Source organism: Methanobrevibacter sp. UBA188, assembly GCF_905234905.1.
GTDB lineage: Archaea > Methanobacteriota > Methanobacteria > Methanobacteriales > Methanobacteriaceae > Methanocatella.
Genome location: NZ_CAJOJM010000027.1, coordinates 1 through 20,889 on the forward strand (window position 1 = coordinate 1; position 20,889 = coordinate 20,889).

Genomic DNA, 20,889 nt, shown 5'->3' on the forward strand with positions numbered 1-20,889 from the left:
CAAGAGACAATTTTAAAATTATATAAACTAATTTAAATAATAAATAATATATAAAGAAATAGAGAGAGCATTTGAAAACTAATATCTTCAGATGCCTTTTTGTGAAATTCATCCCCAACCTTAAAGAGGTCGGAGTATTCTTTCACTATTAAGATAAAAATAACAATTAATAAAAATATTTATACTTTCAAACACAATATATACTACATAATAATGTAAGGGTATAATATGAAAGTTGGAAAAGGTATTGTAAAAAAATATTCAAGGGAATATCACAGAACTCTAAAAAACGGTGAGAGGAAAAAATATACTACAGAACAAATTCAAATCACCGTTCCAAAAAATGAAGACATATACAATAACCAGGAAGAAGTACTTATTATACCACAAAGTGAAATTGAAACATTTAAAAGTAGAGAGGAAGAAAGTGAGTCTTTAAAAATAGCTAATTATTTGTATGTGCAGGAAGTGAAAGAATTGAGAGATCAACTTGAAAATAACATTAATCCATCTACTTTAGAATACGAAAAAGAAATCGAAGAGCTCAAAGCTGAAATTGCTGCAAAAAATGAAGTTATTAATGAAATTGAAGACCAATACAATACCTTAAATAGAAATAATATTGACAGCTTGAAAAAAGAAAATGAAACAATCAGAGACAAACATTCAAAATTAATCATAGAAAACGAAAATTTAAAAACCAAATTCGTCAATATGAAAACCGAAAATGAAAATCTCAAAACCAAATATTCAAGCATCAAGGAAGAAAATAAAAACTTGAAAACAAAATGTTCCAGCTTAAGAGAAGAACATCAAAGCATCAAAAGCAGCTACGATCAAATCACTTCCAAATATGATCAGCTAAAACATGAAAATCTCAGTACAAAAACCAGTTATGCTGAAATTTATGAACTTAATGAAGATTTAGAAAAAGATTATGATTCATTACGTCTTGAATATAATGATTTAGTTGACAAATTTAACGATTTACAGGAAGAAATATATAATATTAAATCCACTAGAAGCCACGATGAATACATCGCCAATAAGGTTAAAGAATTTATTTTAAATAGTGGAAATTAAAGGGTTTTATAATCATCCTGAAACTCAGGATTCCATCTTTTCAATCCAGGAATAAAAAAAGCAGTTATACCAGTTGCTTGAGTTTCTGGCAATCTAGGATTTTTTTCCATCATTTCTTTTGTTTTTCTAACAATCATTTCATCAAGAGTTATATCTGGTTCTGTATACTCTCCATTTTGATAACAATCTATGCAAAATTCATCATTAGGACTGCCATCCTTGTTAGTTCCGTAATCTTCTCTGACTATTGGCCTACCGCATGAATTACAAAATCCCATAATAAAAACTCCTTTTAAAAAAAATAGAAAATAAATTAGAAATTAATCTAATTTACTAGTCGTCTTTCACTTCAATATTTTCGTCTTCATCCATAGCAAGTCTCATGTTGTCTGGATCTGGGTCGAAATGTTCTAAGAAATCTTGAGCTGCTCTTCTAACATCTCTTGAACCGATAATGTATCTGCCAGCAATAATGATGTTTGCACCTTTATTAATAGCCTCTTCTACATTATTAGGTTTGATTCCTCCAGCAACAGCAATTAAGCCTTTAGGACCAAGAGCTGCTTTGATATCTTTAATATTACCCCATTCAGTCATGTCACTGGTGTCTTCACCATGTTCTGCTCTGTAGGTTTCCATATCAACATTTCTGTGTAATAAAACGATATCTGGTTTTAAGTCTTCAGGAAGTTTGGCTAATTTTTTCTCAAATTCAGCTACATTCATCATATCAAGAATTGAATAGATACCTTGTTTTTGAGTTTCATGAATAGCTTTAGCAATAGATTCAACAGTACCAAGACCGGAAATAGCTACTGCATCAGCGGTTTCATCTGCTGCCATTTTAACTTCTACACGACCAACATCTAAAGTTTTTAAATCAGCAATAATGAATGCATCCGGACGTAAAGATCTGATTTTGCCGATGATTCCTACACCGAATTTTTTAACAAGTGGAGTACCTGCTTCGAGTAAGATTCTATCATTATCAGGTAAATCGCTAATGATTCTTTCCATAGCTGCTTCATTATCAAGGTCAAGTGCAACTTGTAAGTATGGTGGTGACCAAAGTTTTTTGACTTTGAATCCCATAATTGGGTGAGTTCCACGATCTTTTTCTGCAAGTACTTTGTCGATGGATGGGTAATTTTCCATTGCTCTTCTGATAGCTAGTTTGGTCGCTCCGTAATTGTATTGATATATTTTTCTGAAATCTTTTGCAGAAGGGTCAATAAATACGCTTACATTAATTACAATGTCTTCCACTATCTCTTTTGGAATGTATCCATCTTCAACTGCATCAGCTACTGCTCTTGCAACAGCAGTTTGTGCAGGTCCAAAAATTTTACTAGCATCTTCTAAATCACCAACAGTTACTTTAGGAATAATTAAAGTAGCTGGTTTAGTCATTAAGTTTGGTCTGATTACACTTGTTAAAGGAGTGTGTCCAACAGATAAATTGGATAATCCATTAGCAAAAGCTTGACCAACAGGGCCGAATTTATCACCGATTAATAAATCAACGTGAGCTAATTCAGGGCCATCTCCAATAAGAGCTTCTCCTATTCTGTACATTGGGTCCATTAAATTTCCTCCGTTATATAATAACATTTTATAATATGTTTTTATTTGTAAATATAATTATTGGAAGTTAATCCTTCTTGAAATATCCTTAGGCAAAGGCAATTTTCTGAAAGGTTTTCCTTCACATTTTTCATTAATTTCACTAATCAAGTCATCAACTGTCATTTCTACTTTCTCACCAGTTTCACGAACAGTTACTTGGAACTTGCCGGATTCCATTTCCTTGTCACCGACAACAAATATGTAAGGAATCCATTCTTTAGATGCATTTCTGATTTTTTTACCAATACTCTCATCCCTATCATCAATATCCACACGGATGTTGGAAGCATTGATTTTAGAATAAAGTTCTTCTGCAAATTCTTTATGACTTTCTCCAACAGTTAAGATTCTTGCTTGAATTGGACTTAACCAGGTTGGCAACATTGGAGATCTTTCATTGATTTCAATTGCAGTTTTTTCAAGCATTGCACATAAAACCCTTTCAATACTTCCAGTTGGTGAAGTGTGCAAGATTGTAGGATTGTGCTGTTCGCCATCTTCTCCCAAGTAGGTAATGTCAAATCTTTTACCACTTTCAACATCGATTTGAACAGTTGGGTTTTCAATAGGACGACCTAAAGCATCAATATTTGCCAAATCTATTTTACATACCCAGTAATGATGTCTTTCAGGCAAAATTTCTAAAAGAATTGGTTTGTTGAACTTGCGAGCAATTTCATACATCCATTCTTCATTTTCTTCAAAGAAGTCTTGAGTTGCTCTGAAAATTACTTCAAAATCTAAATTCAAGTCTTTACCAGTCTGCATACACATGTCAGTTTGTTGAGAGAATTCTTCTAAAGATGAAGGTACATCACAACAGAATGAGTGGCAATCAGGCATGGTAAATGCCCTTAATCTTTTAAGACCAACAACTTCTCCTTTTTTCTCAAAACGGAAACTGTATCTGGTCAATTCAAAAATTTTGGCAGGGAAATTTTTCCATGTCAAATATGAATCGGACATTAATCTGAATGCACCGAAACAAGCTGCAAACCTAAGCATTAAATTCTTTTTAGTGTCGGTTCTGTATTGTCTTTCACCAAATTTGTAAGCATGTTCATAAATTGCTTGATTGTCCAAATCATAGAAGATTGGAGTTTCAACCGGCATTGCTCCACGGTCGACAGTTAAGTCATAAACATAATCGGCAAGCAAATCTCTGATTAATTTTCCTTTTGGATACCATCTGAGGTTTCCAACATCAGAAGCAGGTTCATAATCACAGATTTCTTTTTCTCTCATTAATTTGACATGAGGTGGTTCGCCTTCATCAGATGCGCCCTGACCAAGTTCATAATCAACAAGTTGTTTGAAAGCTCTGTTTTCAAAGTTAAAGTCATCAATTTGAGTTATTTTGTCCCCTTCAAGGATTTGCCATTTAGATGGTTTTCTTTCAACTTTTTCTTCTTCAGTGTCTGCAGTAATAGTTCTTGAAAGTTCGCTTAATGGGTGACCTTTACAGGAAATCTCAAATGCCTTATACCATCCGAAAGGTACTCTTTTAACATTTAAATTTTCAGCAAGCAAAGCTTCCTCAGTATCTTTTAAAATTTTAATAGCAACTTTTGGAGAACCTAATGAAGAAGATAAGTGAGCATATGGATATAATACAATATTTTCAGCTTTAACTTGTTCATTGGTTTTTATAACTTCACTGACTAAATTTTTAACAATACCTTCTGGATTATCTTCATCTTCTTTTTCAACACTTGTAAATACCACTAAAGAATCGTCGAATGCTCCTTGCATTTTAGCATCCTCAATTTCTTCAGCAACAGGTGTTTTATTCTTTACAGTATAATTTAAATAATCAGAATGGATTAGTAAAATTCTCATTTAATCACCATATATTATGGTTTAAATTTTATTTTTAATATTATATAAAATGATTTATACAAAAAATTGTTATATAATAAAGATGCAAATTACTAATTATGAGAATTATTTTAGCAGGGACAGGTAGTGCAGTTGGAAAAACAACAATATCTACCGGAATAATGAAGGCTTTAAGCGAAAAATACAATGTCCAACCTTTTAAAGTTGGGCCAGATTATATCGATCCATCCTACCATACATTAGCTACCGAAAATGTATCCAGAAACCTGGATTCGTTTTTTATGGAATCCGGCCAAGTAAGGGATTCCTATCTAAAGGCTATGGTGGGAAAAGATATAGCCGTGATTGAAGGCGTTCGTGGCCTTTATGAAGGAATTGATTCTGTCAATGACATAGGAAGTACAGCTTCAATAGCCAAATCCTTAAAGGCACCGGTGATTTTAATCATAAACTCCAGAAGTTTGGTTAAAAGTGCGGCGGCTTTGGTTTTGGGCTTTAAGGCTCTTGATCCCGAAATAAATATTGCCGGAGTTATTTTGAATAAAGTTAAAAATAAGGCTCACTACGAAAAAACAAAAAGGTCAATTGAAGAGATTACCAAAACCGAGGTAATTGGCGGTATTGTACGTGATGATGCAATATCAATAGAAGAAAGACATTTAGGTCTTGTTCCTGCTCGTGAAAAAGAGAATTCACTTAAATATATTGATATCTGGTCTGAAGTAATAAAAAATTCAATTGATTTAGACAGACTGGTGGAAATTGCTGGCGAAGCTCCAAAAATTACATCAGATATTGTTCCGATTTGGAATAAATTGAACAAACAAAAGGTTAAAATTGGAGTTGCATACGATGAAGTATTTAATTTTTATTATAAGGAAAATATAGAATCTTTAGAGGCAAATAATGCTAAAATTGAATATTTCTCACCTTTAAACGATGAAGGGTTGCCTGATGTAGATGGATTGTATATCGGTGGAGGATATCCTGAACTCTTTTCCAAGGAACTTAGCGCAAATGAAAAAATGCTTCAAGAAATTAATACTTTCCACTTGGAAGATAGGCCTATCTTTGCTGAATGTGGTGGTTTAATGTATCTTATGAATTCCATCCATGAAGATAAAGTTGTTAATGTATATCCTTACAAAGCAATTTTAACAGACAGGGTGCAAGCGCTAAAGTATACAATTGCCGAAGTTACCGAAGACAATATCATATCCAAAAAAGGAGAAAAATTCCACGGTCACGAATTCCATTACTCCAAAGTATTGGTTGATTCAAGTAACATTCAGCACAAGCTGGCATTCAATATATTGAGAGGAAAAGGATCATACAATAACCAAGATGGATTTATTGAGAGAAATACTCTTGCAAGTTATGTTCACACCCATGTAGCTGCAATGCCTGATTTTGGAGGAAATCTGGCCATATCTGCAAAAGAGCTTGGAGGATAGAAAATGAAATTTGAAAAAATTGATTTTTTCCAACCATTGTTAGTTGTAGTTGCAATACTCATATTTTTAGCAATGGGATATATAGGCTCATTCAATTACAGATTTGAAGACCCGTTGAAACCGGAAGTAATATTGACCGTCATATTTGCATGTATCATTTTTGCAGTCGGTGCAGTATGTATCAAATACAAAATTAATGTAGAAAAAACTAAAAGTCTGGATTTTTTATCCGAAAAACTCATACTGGCACTTGTCATAATCGCATTGATTCTGCAAACCCTCAACATGGTATTGCTTGGAGGAATTCCCCTATTCAATAGCGTATTGAAATCAAATGCCACAACCAATATCTGGAGAGTAGCCTATCCACTATTTTTAATAATGATAAATATCCTGCTTGCAAAGTATTACAGTAAGAAATATCTGCTACTGGTAATTCTCGGAGCATTGATTTTCGGTTTAAATGGATATAGAACTTCAGTTCTTGGAATTTTAGGAAGCTCTTTTATTACCCTTTATTACCTTAAAAAAATATCAAGAAAATTAGGCATAATCTTTATAGCCATAATTGCTGTTGGAATGTTAGCAGTCGGATACATTGCATCACAATCAATTGCGAACCAACATTGGACATTAAACCCATTAGAACTTGTTTTTTACAGAGCTGCATTCACTTTAGAAGTATTTGAAAAAATAATACCTTTAGGCGGAAGCACACACGGACATATATTAAGCATGATTTTTTCATCAGGAAGTCCAAGAACATTTATCGGCCAATATGTACTTCATTATGACGTATGCTTAACATCCACATTGTTTGGTCCTGTATATCTTGATTTCGGATTAATCGGACTTACAATTCAAATGTTATTTATGGGAACATTTTTACAGTTAGTACATAAAATAAAAGAAGGAATAGGAGTAGGGATTTACTCCATAATATTAACACACACATTAATTTGGATAGAAACCGGACCAACAGACATAATGATTTGGTTTTTATATCTTTTAGGTTTGATTTTAATAATAATGAATTTTAATTATATTAAATTAAATAAAAATTAATATAATTAATATTACTAATGAAATAAAGAATATGAATGTTCCTCTTACGATGAAATCACCATTTCTTTCAGCATATAATGATAAACCATAAGATAAAATCAATGCTGCAAGCATTTCGATTAATCCGGTGATACCAGCATCAAGTCTTAACAGCCTTCCGCAGATAAATGAAAGAAGATAAGCAACAACTACAACAACAATAATCATTATAATTGGATTTTGAATTAATTGGAAGAACCGTGAATTCTGAAGGCTTCTTTGATTATAGTTATATAAGGTAGTATAACCAAAACTACTATCCCTCGGAGCGTGAGCCCCCCTATTCAATAGAGAAGAAAATCCACCATGGTGAACTCCTCCATCATCTTGCCTATAAAGAGTATTTTTATAAACAACAGGATTTTGTTCACGTCTCTGCATCAGATATTCCATATCTGAAGCATCATAACTATATTCAGGATATTCCTCATCAATATAAGCTGCTGCTCCGCCATCATAGGAAGTGTTATCCAAAGTAGTTTGAGAAGTTCTATCTTGGTATTTTTTAGCAAGTTCCAGCAAATTATCCCGATCTACCAATTTAATGTTTTTACGAAGTGCATAATTGGTTGCCTGACTTGAAAAATAAGAAGAAGAAACAATTGTGACCTTGGATGCCTTTAAACTTTCTCCAACTTCTTCCATCTCTTTTAAAACATCCACCCCAATTTCAAAGTCTTTATCATAGTTTTTACATGCTACAACAACACCAAAATCCCCAAGTGTTGTTGGCAATATGGCATATATATCTATGACTTTCTGAGAGGTTTTAAAATTCTTATAAACCTTGAAACCAGAGTCCTCCATTACCTTAGCTATGAAATTAATAAGTTGTGGTTTTTCCAAATTTCCACCCGCATGTGTTTTTAAAAAAAAATTACTAATATATTTTATACATTAAATTGTTATTAAAGTTTATCATAATTTGCTAGAAATCTAAAAATATTTTAACAAGGTTATACCTTAATAAATATATGAAAGCATTAATAAGTAATGATGATGGAATAACCGCTTCAGGAATCCTTGCTGCAAAAAAAGCAGTAGATGAATTATGTGATACATATGTAGTGGCACCTGAAACACAACAAAGCGGTATTGGACATGCATTAACACTTTATGAACCATTAAGAGTAAATGAATACACTTTAAAAGACGGAAGTTTGGGATATGGTGTAAGCGGGACACCTACCGATGCAGTAACTATCGGATTATTTGAGATATTATCCGAACATCCCGATATCATGATTTCTGGAATAAATACAGGCTATAATTTAGGAAAAGCAGAATTAACAACTTCAGGAACTTTAGGAGCTGCTATTGAAGCGGCAAGTTTTGGAATTCCAACAATAGCAATTTCACAGGAAGTAATACGAGACGATATTAAATTTGAGAACGGTGAAGTTGAAATAGACTTCAATTTCGCTACAAAAATGCTAAATAAAATAGCCAAAATTGTTTTAAAAAAAGGTTTACCTGAAGGAATTGATTTGTTAAACGTGAATATTCCTGAAAATCCGATTAATGAGGAGTTTGAAGTAGTTACATTAGGAAAAAGAATGTATACACCCATAATTCATGAACGTCTGGATCCTCGTGGAAAGCCATACTACTGGATTGGTGGAGAGCCATACGATTTTGATGAGCCTGGAAGTGATGGGTATGAATTACGTAAGGAGCATAAAACTACTGTAACTCCCTTAAAAATAGATTTGACAAGCGATATGAGTTCATTAAAAGAATGGTTAAAATAAAATACTTATAAATTTAAATCTTTAAGTATTTTATCTCTTTCTTCTCTAAGTTCATTTAAAATCTTTTCATCTGTGCATCCGTCTCTTTTTAACTGTTCAATTGTTCTTGTAATTGCTTCTAAATTTTCTTCTAATTGATTAATTGCCATAATATATATTATCAACATTAAAGTATTTAAAGTTGAAACTTCAAAATAAAAATAGAATTATAACCAAGGATTTGAAAAAATGAGTCACGATAAAGATAATGTAAATAAACTTTTTACTCAATTTAAAAATAAATATGTAACTGTAGATTTAAGAGGCGACTATCAAAGTGAAGGAAAAGTAATTGCTATAGATAATTATTTAAATCTTGTCCTTGAAAATGAAAACGGCCTTGAAACCATTAAAGGCGGAAATATCATATTTATTAGTTTAAAAGAAGATTAGGAAATTTTAGAAATCTACTTCTATTCCTAAAATCTCTTTTTCACCATTAAAAACATCCATTGCTATTTGTGCAGCACCAATTGCACCTGATTCTTTTGAAATAACTTTTAATTGATACTTATTTTTGAAATATTTGTTAATTTCATCTTCAAAGTTAAAGGGTTCGGTTGCACTTCCTACAGAACCTGTCAAAACAATGCCTTCAATATCATTATTGCAAGCAATATCCAAACCTGCAATTTCCATAGCTACAGTCATGATTAATGTATCAATTGCCAATTTGGCATCTTCATCGCCATTTTTATAGTTTTCCAAAAGTTGATCTTTCATATTTGCAACTTTACCATCGATTCCGGCAATTTTAATTGCTCCAGCATGAGAAAAACAATCGTTTGCAGATGCATTGTTCTCATCAATATCCCTAATCATTTCCAAATCGATAGGTCCGTGGACAATACCCATAGCGCCCAGACATGCGTCGATAGCTCCCTTAATTTTTCCATCCTCAATTAGAATATCCACACTGTTTGAAGAGATATCTGCAACAATGAAATTGTTCCAGCCGGTTTCCTTAATTGCATTATAGGAAATGCTTACCTTTTCCGGACTTGCCTGGTGTGAGTAAGCGGCTCTAAACAATCTATCCAAAGAAGTGGAATCCTTGTGAAGACCAGGAATCATTACGGACGGAATATTTAATTCCTGTAACTCTGAAAATACTGATGTTCCACCACCAGTTACCTTGCCTGCACCGTTAATGGATAAAATTCCCCTGTCCTTGACATTTTCAGTAGGCAAAATTCTATTTATGCCATCACCCATTGCATAAGTAATGGCCATTAACTTCACAGAATCTAAATCAATACGTTTGGTCAGTTCCTCACTAGCGGAAACTAAACCTTTTTTACTTTCTTCCCTTCCTATTTTAAAAATATCGATAATATCTCCGTCATCAGACATTATGCAAAAAGAGATTCCAGTAGTTCCATGGTCCATACCAATAAATACCATGATTACCACACATTAAAAAAAAATTATTATATAAAAAAAATAGTAAAAGGATTAAAAAGACTTAATCGTCTTTTTGTAATCCACAAGCTTTTCTTAATCTTTCACCAACAATTTCAATATCTTTTTGACCTTCAGCAGCTCTCATTTCTTTTAAGTTAGCGCCGTCAGTAGCGTTTTCTTCAGCCCATTGTTTTTTGAAGGTTCCATCTTGGATTTCTTTTAAAACTGCTTTCATACCGTCTTTTGTTTCTTGAGTAATAACTCTATTACCTCTGGTTAATCCACCGTATTCAGCAGTGTTACTTACATCATGCCACATTCCAGCAAAACCTTTTTCATAGATTAAATCAACGATGAGTTTTACTTCGTGACAGGTTTCAAAGTAAGCGATTTCAGGTTGATAACCTGCTTCAACCAAAGTGGTAAATCCTGCATTGATTAATTCTGTAATACCACCACATAAAACAGTTTGTTCACCGAATAAGTCAGTTTCTGTTTCTTCTTGGAAAGTGGTTTCTAAAACACCTGCTTTGGTTAATCCGCAAGCTTTTGCCATACCTAATGCGAGTTGTAAAGCATCACCAGTAGCGTCTTGTTGAACTGCTACTAAACCAGGAATACCGAATCCTTCTTCGTAAGTTCTTCTTACCATGGATCCAGGTCCTTTAGGTGCAAACATTACAATATTCACATCTTCATCAGGTTTAATTAAACCAAAGTGGATGTTGTAACCGTGAGAGAATGAAATGGTGTTTCCAGATTCAACATATGGTGCAATTTGTTCATTGTATACTTTTTCTTGGATTTCATCAGGAAGCAAAATGTGAATGATATCAGCTTCTTTAGCTGCATCTTCAATGGTTTTTACAGTCATGCCATCTTCTTTGACTAAGTTCCAAGAACTACCATTTTCTCTTACACCAACAATAACATTAGCTCCACTGTCAGCCATGTTTCTAGATTGTGCTCTACCTTGGGAACCATAACCAATTACTGCAATGGTTTTACCTTCTAAAGCATCTGTATTTACATCTGCATCGTAGTACATTTTCATTTAAATCATCTCGTTAAATAAATTTGATAAAAGTTACGATATCAAATAACTATCACTTAATAAATATGATTTTTTATATTTATAAAAGTAACCTAAATAACTTTTAAATACTATTAACTGTAACATATAGTATACAGTTATTAGGTGATATTATTAGAAAATTATATTCAATATTGTTATTTTCATTAATTTTATTTTTAGGCATCGGAATCGTGTCTGCATCTGAAAATAATACCGATACGGGAGATATTGAAAATTTAATAGATGAATGTGAAGATCAAGGAAGCATAAAACTTGATGAAAAAACATATGAATTAAATCCTGAAAAGGAAACACACTTATATCTAAACAAATCCATTTCCATTGAAGGAATCAAAGAAAAGACAATCATTGATGGTAAAAATTCCACTTTATTTTTAGATACTGAAAAAGAACCGGAACCTGACTATAATGGAACAGTCATAATTGCAAAGGGCCTTTACGACATCAAAAATACTGGAAAGCACATTATTTTTAAAAATATTACCTTTAAAGATTTAAATTTGATAAGTCGCCATAAAATGGACTTTCTAGATTGTAAATTTATCAATGCAAATTTTACCAGCAAGGAATTGAATAATACCTTTGATAACTGCGTGTTCAATGAATCAAAAATTGAATTGAACTTATATCAGGGATACAAGTACTATTCAAAAATAATCGATTGTGCTTTTTATAACTCTACAGTTACTTCAAAAAACAATTACTTCATTTTTATCTGTGGAAGCTCAATAATATTCATGCAAAACAACATAGATTTGATAAATTCCAGTCTAAACAATTCAGAAATTTCACTATCCCATTATAACATTAACATAAATAACTTAAAATTCCGCAATTCAAATTTAAAAGGATGGTCAGACAGAATCAACGTTAGAAACACCTCATTTGATAGACCTATAATTGACCTTGAATATAGCTATATTAACTTTGAACAGGCAATTTTAAATAACTCCGAACTTATGTTTCAAGGAGGATATTACAACAAAGGAAGTGAAGTGATTTTAAAAAATACCCTAATCAATAACTCCACTTTTGAATTTACACCGAACATTTATTCTGATGAATCTATCTTTATAATTGAAAATTCAACTGCTGAAAACTCCAAGATAAAAGCAACAGAAACCAATATCAAATCAAATAACTCAAATTTCTATAAAACAACAATTGAATCCCATATCTCAAATTTAAATATAAACAATTCCAACTTTTACAACGACGGAAATCTATCCAATACAATTATAATATACATGAATTCTATAGCGAATACAAGCAACATCATCGAAAACTCATATCTGATAAACAATACCGGAAAATACGAAATCAACAACAAGGACATTAATTTTGATACACTCTACAGAGTATCATTTAATAAAAATATTACCTATTACATAAATGACAGCATTACTTTCAACGTTAAAGATTGTTTTGGAAATCCAGTAAAAGATGTTAAATTATTTATCGAAAATCCAAATGAACCATATACAAGTTTTGTCTTTACAGATAAAAATGGGAACGCAAAATACACCCTTAACACTGTTGGAGAATTAAGCCTTAACGTATACTATTTTGATGATGAATTCCTTTTTAACAGTAAACGATACTTCACACAAGTGAATTTGACTGTAAATCCTAAAATAACAGATATAAAATTAATTAAAGACTTTAAATTCAACAGATATTCAAAAATCAATAGCTTTTTAGAAATAAAAATGGTAGGTAACCATACTTGTGATTTATCAGACAGGACTGTCATTTTTAAAGTATTTACAGGTAAAAACTACAAAACATATCGTGAATCAGCAGGTTCCGATGGAGATGTGATTTTTGAAATTCCTACAAAACTTGATGCAGGAGTTCATAAAATCCAGGTTATTGTCGAAAAAGAAATCATGAAAACAACATCAATTAAGATTGATAAAGCCAGAACAATCGTTAAAGCTCCACAAGTAACCAATAAATTCAAAAAATCAAAATATTTCAAAGTTACAATCAAAAATAAAGAAACAAAAAGAATGCTTTCTAACGTTAAAGTTAAAATAAAAGTATTTACCGGTAAAAAATTCAAAACATACACAGTTAAAACAAATAAAAAAGGAATAGCTAAAATAAACACCAAAAACCTAAAAACAGGAAAACACAAAGTTGTAATTTCATCCGGAAATAAAAACTACAGCATATCTAAAAAAAGTTTGATAAAAATAAAAAAATAGATGGGGGATTAATAACCATCTACTAAAACTTTTAACTCACCTGTTACGATATCGATGATAAGACCGTGTACCGGTACATCAGGTATTAATGGGTGGTTTTTGATTTTTTCACAAACGTTTTTAACGTTTTCTTCTTCAGATTCGAATCCACCAATCCATTCAGCCAAATCGTATTTAGCAATATCTTCCTCTTTGATACCGCGAGCGAGCATTTTTTCTTTTAAAGCTTCAGCATCAGCACCAGCCATACCACATTCTGTGTGACCTACAACCATGACTTCTTCAGCACCGAGGTTGTATAAAGCTGCACCAATAGATCTGATTGCATCTTCACCTACAATGGAGTTTCCTGCGTTTCTAACGATTTTTGCATCTCCTCTTTTAAGACCAAGTGCTGGTTCAAAAAAGTCGATTAGTCTGCAGTCCATACAGGTTAATATAGCTAATTTCTTAGCTGCATGGTGAGACATTTCTTCGCCTTCAAAGTTTTCTACAAATTCCTTGTTGTCTTTTAATACGTTTTCTAATATAGTCATTTTATACTCCCCTTGACATAGCTGTAAGGCCAGTACGGGCTATTCTTTTAATTCCATAATTTTCTACTAAAGATATGAATGCATTAATCTTTTCCTTATCTCCAGTAAGCTCAACCATCAATGTTTGTTCCGAAACATCTAAAATATGTGCTCTGAAAATATTTGTATACTGCATTATTTCTGCTCTTGCTTTAGCATTAGGAACAGCGACCTTAACAAGACACAATTCCCTTTTAACAGCAGATTTAGTAATATCTTTAATCTTGATAACATCAATTAATTTATTTAATTGTTTTGTAACCTGTTCAAGCCCTTTTTCATCTGCATGAACAGTAATTACCATACGGGATTGTCCTTCTACTTCTGATTTACCGACAGTTATACTTTCAATATTGAATCCCCTTCTATTAAACATTCCAGCTACTTTTTGCAAAACCCCTGGTTTATCTTCAACCAATGTGGAAATAACGTGATATTCTGTATCCATTTAAATCACATCCTTTTCAAGTTTATATTCACCAATCATCTCATTAATTCCAGCTCCAGGAGGAAGCATAGGAAGTGCCTCTTCGGAGTCAATAACAACATTTAATAAAATAGGTTCATTATCTTTAATTGCACTTGATAAAGCTTCTTTAGTTTCGCCAGGTTGTGTAATCCTTACTCCAGTTACACCAAAACTTTCTGCCAATTTAACAAAGTCAGGGCTATTACCCAACAATGTTTGAGAGTGCCTTTCATTATATAGTAAGCTTTGCCATTGATATACCATTCCCAATGTTCTGTTTTCCAAAACAACTGCAATAACAGGAATGTCATATTCGCGAACAGTAGCTAACTCCTGACAAACCATTAAAAATCCACCATCACCGTTTATAGATACAACAGGATCATCCGGACAAGCCACTTTTGCACCAATCGCTGCTGGGAATCCGAATCCCATAGTTCCAAGACCGCCTGATGAAATGAATTTACGTGGCTTTTGAGTGTCAAAGAAATGTGCTGCCCACATCTGATTTTGACCTACATCAGTTGTTAAAATTGATTCAGGAGTTAAAACATCTGAAATTTCTTTTATAACAGTTTGTGGTTTTAATGGCACATCATCATAACTAACACGAGGTTTTAAATCTTTATTTTTTTGTTTTATCATATTAGTCCAATCATTTACTTCTGATGGAACTTTATAATCTTTTAAAACTTTATTTAATGAAGATAAAACATTTTTTGCATCACCTACAATAGGCAAATCCACATCCACATTTTTGCCTATTTCTGCCGGATCAATATCAATATGAATTACTTTAGTATCCGGAACAAAACTATCCAGCCTACCAGTGGTCCTGTCTGAAAACCTTACACCAATAGCTATCAACAAGTCAGATTCATTAATATAATCATTTGAAACTTTTCTACCATGCATACCAAGCATACCTAATGCCAAATCATCAGTTTCATCAAAAGCTCCTTTACCCAAAAGTGAAGTCATTACTGGTGCATTGATTGTATTAGCTAACGTTTTCAATTCACAGCATGCATTTGATATGATTACTCCCGCACCAGCCAAAATCATTGGCTTTTTAGCCTGTTTAATTAAATCACGAGCTTTTTTGATTTGTTTGATATTTCCTTTAACAGTCGGATTATAACCTGGAGTTTCAATTAAAGAGTCGTCAAATTTTGTTAATTCACCCTCTTGAACTTCTTTAGGAACATCTATTAAAACAGGACCTGGTCTTCCACTAGAAGCAATTTCAAAACTAGATTTAATCATTGAAGGTATTAAATCAGGGTTTTTTGGTTGATAACTATGTTTTACTATAGGCATAGTAATCCCAATTATATCTGCTTCTTGAAATGCATCATTACCAATTAAATGAGTAGGAACTTGACCAGTGATTGCCACAATAGGAGAAGAATCCATATAAGCAGTTCCAATACCAGTTACAAGATTGGTTGCACCAGGACCTGAAGTAGCCAAACACACACCAACTTTTCCGGAAGCTCTTGCATAACCATCTGCCGCATGAGCTGCCGCTTGTTCGTGCCTAACTAAGATATGATCGATATCTGCATCATATAACATATCATAGAATGGAATTGTTTGTCCACCAGGATAACCAAATATAGTTTTTACCCCCATATTCTTGAGGGATTCAATTATCGCTTCTCCGCCTCTCATCGTAATAACCTTTTTATATATTATACACTAACTTATGTATACAAAAATATATATAATTATCTTAATTGAAAAAAAATATTTTAAAAAAAAGGATTAAAATGAATTATAAAAATTTAATATGCCACAGAAAACCTGAAAGGAGCTTTTTTATCAAAGGGCATCAATTTCCAGTGTGCGCCAGATGTACCGGCTTTTATACTGGATTAATCATTTTTTTAATTTATGACTATTTTTTTAATATTGACTATAGCCTCAACTTATTAATTTTTTCAATAATACTTTTGATACCAACATCAATCGACGGATTTACACAATTATTGAATTTTAGACAGAGCAATAACACATTGAGATTTATCACTGGAGTGATTGGTGGAATAGGATTAATAATTTTTTTAAAAATAGTAATTCAATGGCTTTTGAAGATGATTACATTGCTGTAATTATATACAGCAGTTATTCATCTTTTAAAAAGTAATATAAAATAGCTTTTTGAGCATGCAGTCTGTTTTCTGCCTGGTCAAAAACAACAGAATTTGGACCATCAATGACCGCTGTTGTAACTTCCTGATCCCTGACTGCAGGCAAACAATGCATAAAAATAGCACCATCATTTGCCAAGTTCATTAAATCTGAATCAACTTGATAAGGAGATAAGGCCGCTTTCCTTTGTAATTCTTCAGCTTCATCACCCATACTAACCCAAACATCAGTATAGACAACATCAACATTATCTAAAGCAACATTTAAATCATCACTAACAGTGATTTTAGTATTCATTTCCTTAGCATACTCATTTGCAATTCTTAAAACATGTTCATTAGGTTCATATCCTTTAGGGCAAGCAATAGACATGTCCATTCCTAAAAGTGGGGAAATTAATAAAAGGGAATTACATACATTATTTCCGTCACCGACGAAACATATTTTCTTATTTTCAAAAGTTCCAAAATGTTCTTTGATTGTTAAGACATCAGCCAATGCCTGACAAGGATGTTCCACATTGGTTAATCCACTAATAACAGGTACATCAGAATGTTGGGCTAATTCAACTACATCACAATGTTCAACAGCTCTAATCATTATTCCATCAACGAAACGGCTTAAAACCTTTGCAGTATCATAAATCGGTTCTCCTCTTCCCATCTGTAAATCATTAGAAGATAAAAAGATTGCTCTTCCGCCTAACTGATACATTCCAACATCAAAAGAAACTCTAGTTCTTGTTGATGATTTTTGGAATATCATCGCTAATGTTTTACCTTCAAGAGGACTTTTCTCCACTTCACCTGCTTTAATTTTTATAGCCAAATCCAAAATGTCTTGAACATCGTCTTTTATATCACATATTGATATCAAATTACCCATTAATAATTCCCCTTAGAATAATCTTAACAAAATTAAATATATTACATTTATATATATTAAATGTTTCTATGACTTCATTTTAAAATTAATATCCCTCAATGTAGAAATTACTGGAACCAGCAAGAACAGATAAATAAAATCCTCTGAAAAATTGAAATCAAGAAGATTTACAGCAATAGTAAGGCCCATAATAATGAGGAATGTTTTTAAAACATATCTCTTTTCAGTTTTTGAAGGATTATTCTCTAAAAATCCCATATTATATGCATATATATACATAATTAAAAAGAACAGAATTGTCAAAAATATATTTAATCCAAATAGCACATTGGATATGAAAAACATTGAATAAGAACCTATTATAGATGTTGTAAATGGGATACATGAAATGCAAGCCAAAAATAATATATTAATCCATAAAAAGGGCATATTTAATGAATTAATTTTTATAAATTCATGATGATAAATCCAAAAAGAACTGACTAGAATAAAACTAACAATAGTCAACCCAAAAGAATGAGCAATTGAATTTAAAAAAGTTATAAACTGCCCTTCTGTTATCAAATGAGCTTGAGGCAAAGCCATACCAAAGACCAGAAGAGTCATAACCATTCCAAAAATACCATCAGTTAAACCAATCAATCTTCCAGGGTCAATATCAATGTTGCTTTCAAAAGATTGCCTAGCCCTATGAAAAAAGCCGGTTTTTATATTGTCTACTTTTTTTTCGACATCGGGATTAGTTAAGTATTTATCTTGAAAATAAGCTCTAAAGTTTCTGATTTTTTCGACATCTTCTTCATCTAAGTCTTCAGCCATATCTAAAAGTTGAGTGTTGAAATAATTTCTTAAACTTTCATAATCATGAAATTCTTCGCATTCATCATCCTTTTTGATAATATCACCAAATCCAAAAAAAAAGAGTAAAAAGAAATTTAGTTTAAAATTTCTTTCATATGTTCAACACGTTTGTTGACAAGATCTTGAGTACCAACATCTCTTCTGTGGTAAACATTACCTTTAACAAATTCACACGCCTTTTCAGCTACTTTTTCAGCTTCCTCGATTGATTCACCACTAGCTACAATACCTAACGCCCTTGAACCAGACAAGTGAATTCCATCATCTTCCTGGGAAACTGCAGCATAGAATACTTTGGCACCCATTTCTTCAATAGCTTTCTCATCCACTTCAATCAGTTCTCCAGCATATTGAGTTTCCGGATATCCATCTGGCACAATATATTTGCAAACGCTAGCCTTGTCTTCAAATTCTACCTTATCCAAAGTACCGTCGACAACAGCTTGACAAACATCGACCAATGGAGTTTTTAAAAGAGGCAATACATTCATTGCTTCAGGATCTCCAAATCTGGCATTGTACTCAATAAGCTTTGGTCCATCAGCAGTTAACATGAATTGACCATATAGAATTCCTTTATATGGTTCTGCTTCCTCAGCAATAGCTTTTAAGGTTTCTTGCATAATTTCAACGGCAGCATCATAATTTTCTTGGCTTAAGAATGGCAATAATCCACCAACATCAGAATAAGATCCCATTCCTCCGGTGATTGCACCGACATCTCCTTCGAATGCGTGAGGATGGTCCTGTGCTGCAGGCATTGGGGCTAAGTGTTCTCCATCACAAAATGCTTGGATAGTGAATTCTTCACCTATCAATCTTTCTTCAATAATTACTTGAGCAAATCCACCCATTACATTATCAATTACTTCGCAGGAATATTCCTTTGCTTCTTCATTGTCTTTAAGATGGTCACCTACAATTTTTACTCCTTTACCGCCAGTTAATCCAACCGGTTTTACTACAACATCACGGTCAAATTCATCTAAAAATGCAGAAACATCATCAGAATTATCAAATACTTTGTAAACTAAAGATCCTTCGATTTTATAGTCTTCAAAGAGTTTTCTCATAAATGACTTATCAGTTTCAATTCTAGCTGCACTTTGTGTCGGTCCAACACATTTGATTCCATTTTTTTGAAGCTCATCAACGATTCCTTTTCCTAGTGGAGCTTCTGGACCAATAAATGCAATATCAATGTCATTTTCAACTGCATATTCAGCTACTTTTTCAACTTCTCCCTCATCACCTTGTTTAAACTCAGCGATTTTGGACATACCAGGGTTAATCTTACTCATGTAACAATATAATTCCACATCATCCTTTAAGGCATCAGCGATAGCATGTTCACGAGCACCAGTTCCAACAACTAAAACCTTCATAATCTAGTCTCCTATTAGTTTAAAATATGTAACTGAAAATATTTAAAATGTTTCAATATATAACAGAATTAACATTACTATACTTCATTAAACTTCAAAATAGTTCATGGCCTAGAAAAGTTAATATACCCTTCAATTAAATAAAGTAAGGTATAGGTGATATTAATGAATAGAAATATAATCATTGCTATTTTAGCTATTATCATCATTGCTGCTGCTGGAGGAATTGCATTCGCACAAACATCCGCTGCTGTAGATGGTAATAAACAAAATACACAAATCAATTTCTTAAGTAACTCCCACTTAAAAAACGGGGAAATGGTGCAATTTGAACTAAAAGATTCTCAAGGAAAAGCAATTGCAGATCAACGAATAAACATTACTTTTGAGGATAATGGTCAAAAACAAAACTTCTCAATTAAAACCGACAATAACGGTAAAGGAGGACTTGTATTAAACAATGAAGCTGCTGGTAATCATGAAGTTACCGTGACCTATGGCGGTAACGATAAATACAACGGATGCAAAGCAAACCAAACCATAACTATTGAACAAGGAACTACTTCAGAAACCGAAAAGGTATCTGGAAATTCCACTGCAAGTACTGTAAAATATAACGAGAAAACTACATCATCCAATTCATCATCTGGTTCCAGCCTTTCTGAAGGACCAGGACCTAACTTATACTATGATGAAGAGTTCAATGTTTGGTATGATGACAACGGTATAATCAGAGGAGGACAATCTGACGGTAAGAGCATGTGGGACCTCGTTAACAACCAACCTATTGTTACTGAAAATGGTTTAGAATAAACCATTTCTTTTCTTTTTTTTACTTAAACTTTTAACACCACCTTTAAATACGAACATTTCCATTTGAACTACCTCGACTTTGGTGAAGTCGAGGATTCTTACTTCACGGGCTGATACTCTCCCACGAGAGTAGGATTACCG

General features: G+C 32.7%; 21 protein-coding genes. 8 read left to right on the top strand and 13 right to left on the bottom strand.

Annotated features, from left to right (window positions below):
• Positions 1 to 228 precede the first annotated feature (228 nt).
• On the top strand, positions 229 to 1,083 hold the full coding sequence (locus QZ143_RS06525; RefSeq protein WP_292882433.1) for a phosphoserine phosphatase: 855 nt from the start codon (positions 229 to 231) through the stop codon (positions 1,081 to 1,083).
• On the opposite strand, the gene QZ143_RS06530 is transcribed toward QZ143_RS06525, so the two are convergent.
• From QZ143_RS06530 to QZ143_RS06540, 3 genes are all read right to left on the bottom strand, one after another.
• Complete coding sequence (locus QZ143_RS06530; protein WP_292609833.1) at positions 1,080 to 1,361, bottom strand: zinc ribbon domain-containing protein; 282 nt, start codon at positions 1,359 to 1,361, stop codon at positions 1,080 to 1,082. The genes QZ143_RS06525 and QZ143_RS06530 overlap by 4 nt on opposite strands.
• A gap of 55 nt (positions 1,362 to 1,416) precedes the next feature.
• Positions 1,417 to 2,658, bottom strand: a complete 1,242-nt coding sequence (locus tag QZ143_RS06535) for a bifunctional 5,6,7,8-tetrahydromethanopterin hydro-lyase/3-hexulose-6-phosphate synthase (RefSeq protein ID WP_292609851.1) — start codon at positions 2,656 to 2,658, stop codon at positions 1,417 to 1,419.
• 66 nt (positions 2,659 to 2,724) lie between these two features.
• The gene (locus tag QZ143_RS06540) at positions 2,725 to 4,548 is read right to left on the bottom strand and encodes a threonine--tRNA ligase (protein ID WP_292882435.1); all 1,824 of its coding nucleotides are present in this window, start codon (positions 4,546 to 4,548) and stop codon (positions 2,725 to 2,727) included.
• Positions 4,549 to 4,646: 98 nt separating this feature from the next.
• Between QZ143_RS06540 and cfbB the strand changes: the two genes are divergently transcribed.
• Together cfbB and QZ143_RS06550 are read left to right on the top strand one after the other, a co-directional pair.
• Entirely contained in the window at positions 4,647 to 6,002 is a 1,356-nt protein-coding gene (gene cfbB, locus QZ143_RS06545) for a Ni-sirohydrochlorin a,c-diamide synthase (RefSeq protein ID WP_292609835.1), read from the top strand.
• A gap of 3 nt (positions 6,003 to 6,005) precedes the next feature.
• On the top strand, positions 6,006 to 7,067 hold the full coding sequence (locus tag QZ143_RS06550; RefSeq protein ID WP_292882437.1) for an oligosaccharide repeat unit polymerase family protein: 1,062 nt from the start codon (positions 6,006 to 6,008) through the stop codon (positions 7,065 to 7,067).
• On the opposite strand, the gene QZ143_RS06555 is transcribed toward QZ143_RS06550, so the two are convergent.
• Positions 7,053 to 7,952, bottom strand: a complete 900-nt coding sequence (locus QZ143_RS06555) for a restriction endonuclease (protein ID WP_292609837.1) — start codon at positions 7,950 to 7,952, stop codon at positions 7,053 to 7,055. The two genes, QZ143_RS06550 and QZ143_RS06555, sit on opposite strands and share 15 nt — an antisense overlap.
• A 128-nt stretch (positions 7,953 to 8,080) precedes the next feature.
• Here QZ143_RS06555 and surE point away from each other — a divergent pair, with 128 nt between their 5' ends.
• On the top strand, positions 8,081 to 8,857 hold the full coding sequence (gene surE, locus QZ143_RS06560; protein WP_292882439.1) for a 5'/3'-nucleotidase SurE: 777 nt from the start codon (positions 8,081 to 8,083) through the stop codon (positions 8,855 to 8,857).
• A gap of 5 nt (positions 8,858 to 8,862) precedes the next feature.
• On the opposite strand, the gene QZ143_RS06565 is transcribed toward surE, so the two are convergent.
• Positions 8,863 to 9,006 (bottom strand): hypothetical protein, encoded by a 144-nt coding sequence (locus QZ143_RS06565; protein WP_292882442.1) that lies wholly within the window; start codon positions 9,004 to 9,006, stop codon positions 8,863 to 8,865.
• Between the two features lie 79 nt (positions 9,007 to 9,085).
• Here QZ143_RS06565 and QZ143_RS06570 point away from each other — a divergent pair, with 79 nt between their 5' ends.
• The gene (locus QZ143_RS06570; protein WP_292609840.1) at positions 9,086 to 9,289 is read left to right on the top strand and encodes an LSM domain-containing protein; all 204 of its coding nucleotides are present in this window, start codon (positions 9,086 to 9,088) and stop codon (positions 9,287 to 9,289) included.
• Between the two features lie 6 nt (positions 9,290 to 9,295).
• On the opposite strand, the gene QZ143_RS06575 is transcribed toward QZ143_RS06570, so the two are convergent.
• Complete coding sequence (locus QZ143_RS06575) at positions 9,296 to 10,300, bottom strand: methanogenesis marker 12 protein (protein WP_292882445.1); 1,005 nt, start codon at positions 10,298 to 10,300, stop codon at positions 9,296 to 9,298.
• A gap of 61 nt (positions 10,301 to 10,361) precedes the next feature.
• A complete protein-coding gene (gene ilvC, locus QZ143_RS06580) occupies positions 10,362 to 11,354 on the bottom strand; it encodes a ketol-acid reductoisomerase (protein WP_292882448.1) in 993 nt (330 codons plus the stop codon).
• A 212-nt stretch (positions 11,355 to 11,566) separates the two neighbouring features.
• On the opposite strand from ilvC, the gene QZ143_RS06585 reads away from it, so the two are divergent.
• Positions 11,567 to 13,606: a hypothetical protein gene (locus QZ143_RS06585; RefSeq protein WP_292882451.1), complete on the top strand. Its 2,040-nt coding sequence runs from the start codon at positions 11,567 to 11,569 to the stop codon at positions 13,604 to 13,606.
• Between the two features lie 8 nt (positions 13,607 to 13,614).
• Here the strand turns inward: QZ143_RS06585 and QZ143_RS06590 are convergent, their stop codons facing one another.
• Genes QZ143_RS06590 through QZ143_RS06600 form a run of 3 tightly spaced genes read right to left on the bottom strand, consistent with a single transcriptional unit; the run spans position 13,615 to position 16,324 of the window.
• Entirely contained in the window at positions 13,615 to 14,142 is a 528-nt protein-coding gene (locus tag QZ143_RS06590; RefSeq protein WP_292609844.1) for a carbonic anhydrase, read from the bottom strand.
• Between the two features lies 1 nt (position 14,143).
• The gene (gene ilvN / locus QZ143_RS06595) at positions 14,144 to 14,629 is read right to left on the bottom strand and encodes an acetolactate synthase small subunit (protein ID WP_292609845.1); all 486 of its coding nucleotides are present in this window, start codon (positions 14,627 to 14,629) and stop codon (positions 14,144 to 14,146) included.
• Positions 14,630 to 16,324, bottom strand: coding sequence for an acetolactate synthase large subunit (locus QZ143_RS06600; protein WP_292882454.1), 1,695 nt, complete (start codon positions 16,322 to 16,324; stop codon positions 14,630 to 14,632).
• A 98-nt stretch (positions 16,325 to 16,422) separates the two neighbouring features.
• Between QZ143_RS06600 and QZ143_RS06605 the strand changes: the two genes are divergently transcribed.
• Positions 16,423 to 16,764: a DUF2085 domain-containing protein gene (locus tag QZ143_RS06605; protein ID WP_292882469.1), complete on the top strand. Its 342-nt coding sequence runs from the start codon at positions 16,423 to 16,425 to the stop codon at positions 16,762 to 16,764.
• Between the two features lie 13 nt (positions 16,765 to 16,777).
• On the opposite strand, the gene argF is transcribed toward QZ143_RS06605, so the two are convergent.
• The 3 genes from argF to purD all read right to left on the bottom strand — a co-directional run bounded on the left by argF (position 16,778) and on the right by purD (position 19,935).
• Positions 16,778 to 17,689 carry an ornithine carbamoyltransferase gene (gene argF, locus QZ143_RS06610; protein WP_292882457.1) on the bottom strand — a complete coding sequence of 304 codons (912 nt, stop codon included), beginning with the start codon at positions 17,687 to 17,689 and terminating at the stop codon, positions 16,778 to 16,780.
• Positions 17,690 to 17,755: 66 nt separating this feature from the next.
• Positions 17,756 to 18,508 (bottom strand): TMEM175 family protein, encoded by a 753-nt coding sequence (locus QZ143_RS06615; RefSeq protein ID WP_292882460.1) that lies wholly within the window; start codon positions 18,506 to 18,508, stop codon positions 17,756 to 17,758.
• Positions 18,509 to 18,624: 116 nt separating this feature from the next.
• Complete coding sequence (gene purD, locus QZ143_RS06620) at positions 18,625 to 19,935, bottom strand: phosphoribosylamine--glycine ligase (RefSeq protein ID WP_292882463.1); 1,311 nt, start codon at positions 19,933 to 19,935, stop codon at positions 18,625 to 18,627.
• 165 nt (positions 19,936 to 20,100) lie between these two features.
• Here purD and QZ143_RS06625 point away from each other — a divergent pair, with 165 nt between their 5' ends.
• Positions 20,101 to 20,748, top strand: coding sequence for an Ig-like domain-containing protein (locus QZ143_RS06625; protein ID WP_292882466.1), 648 nt, complete (start codon positions 20,101 to 20,103; stop codon positions 20,746 to 20,748).
• The last annotated feature ends 141 nt before the right edge of the window (positions 20,749 to 20,889 follow it).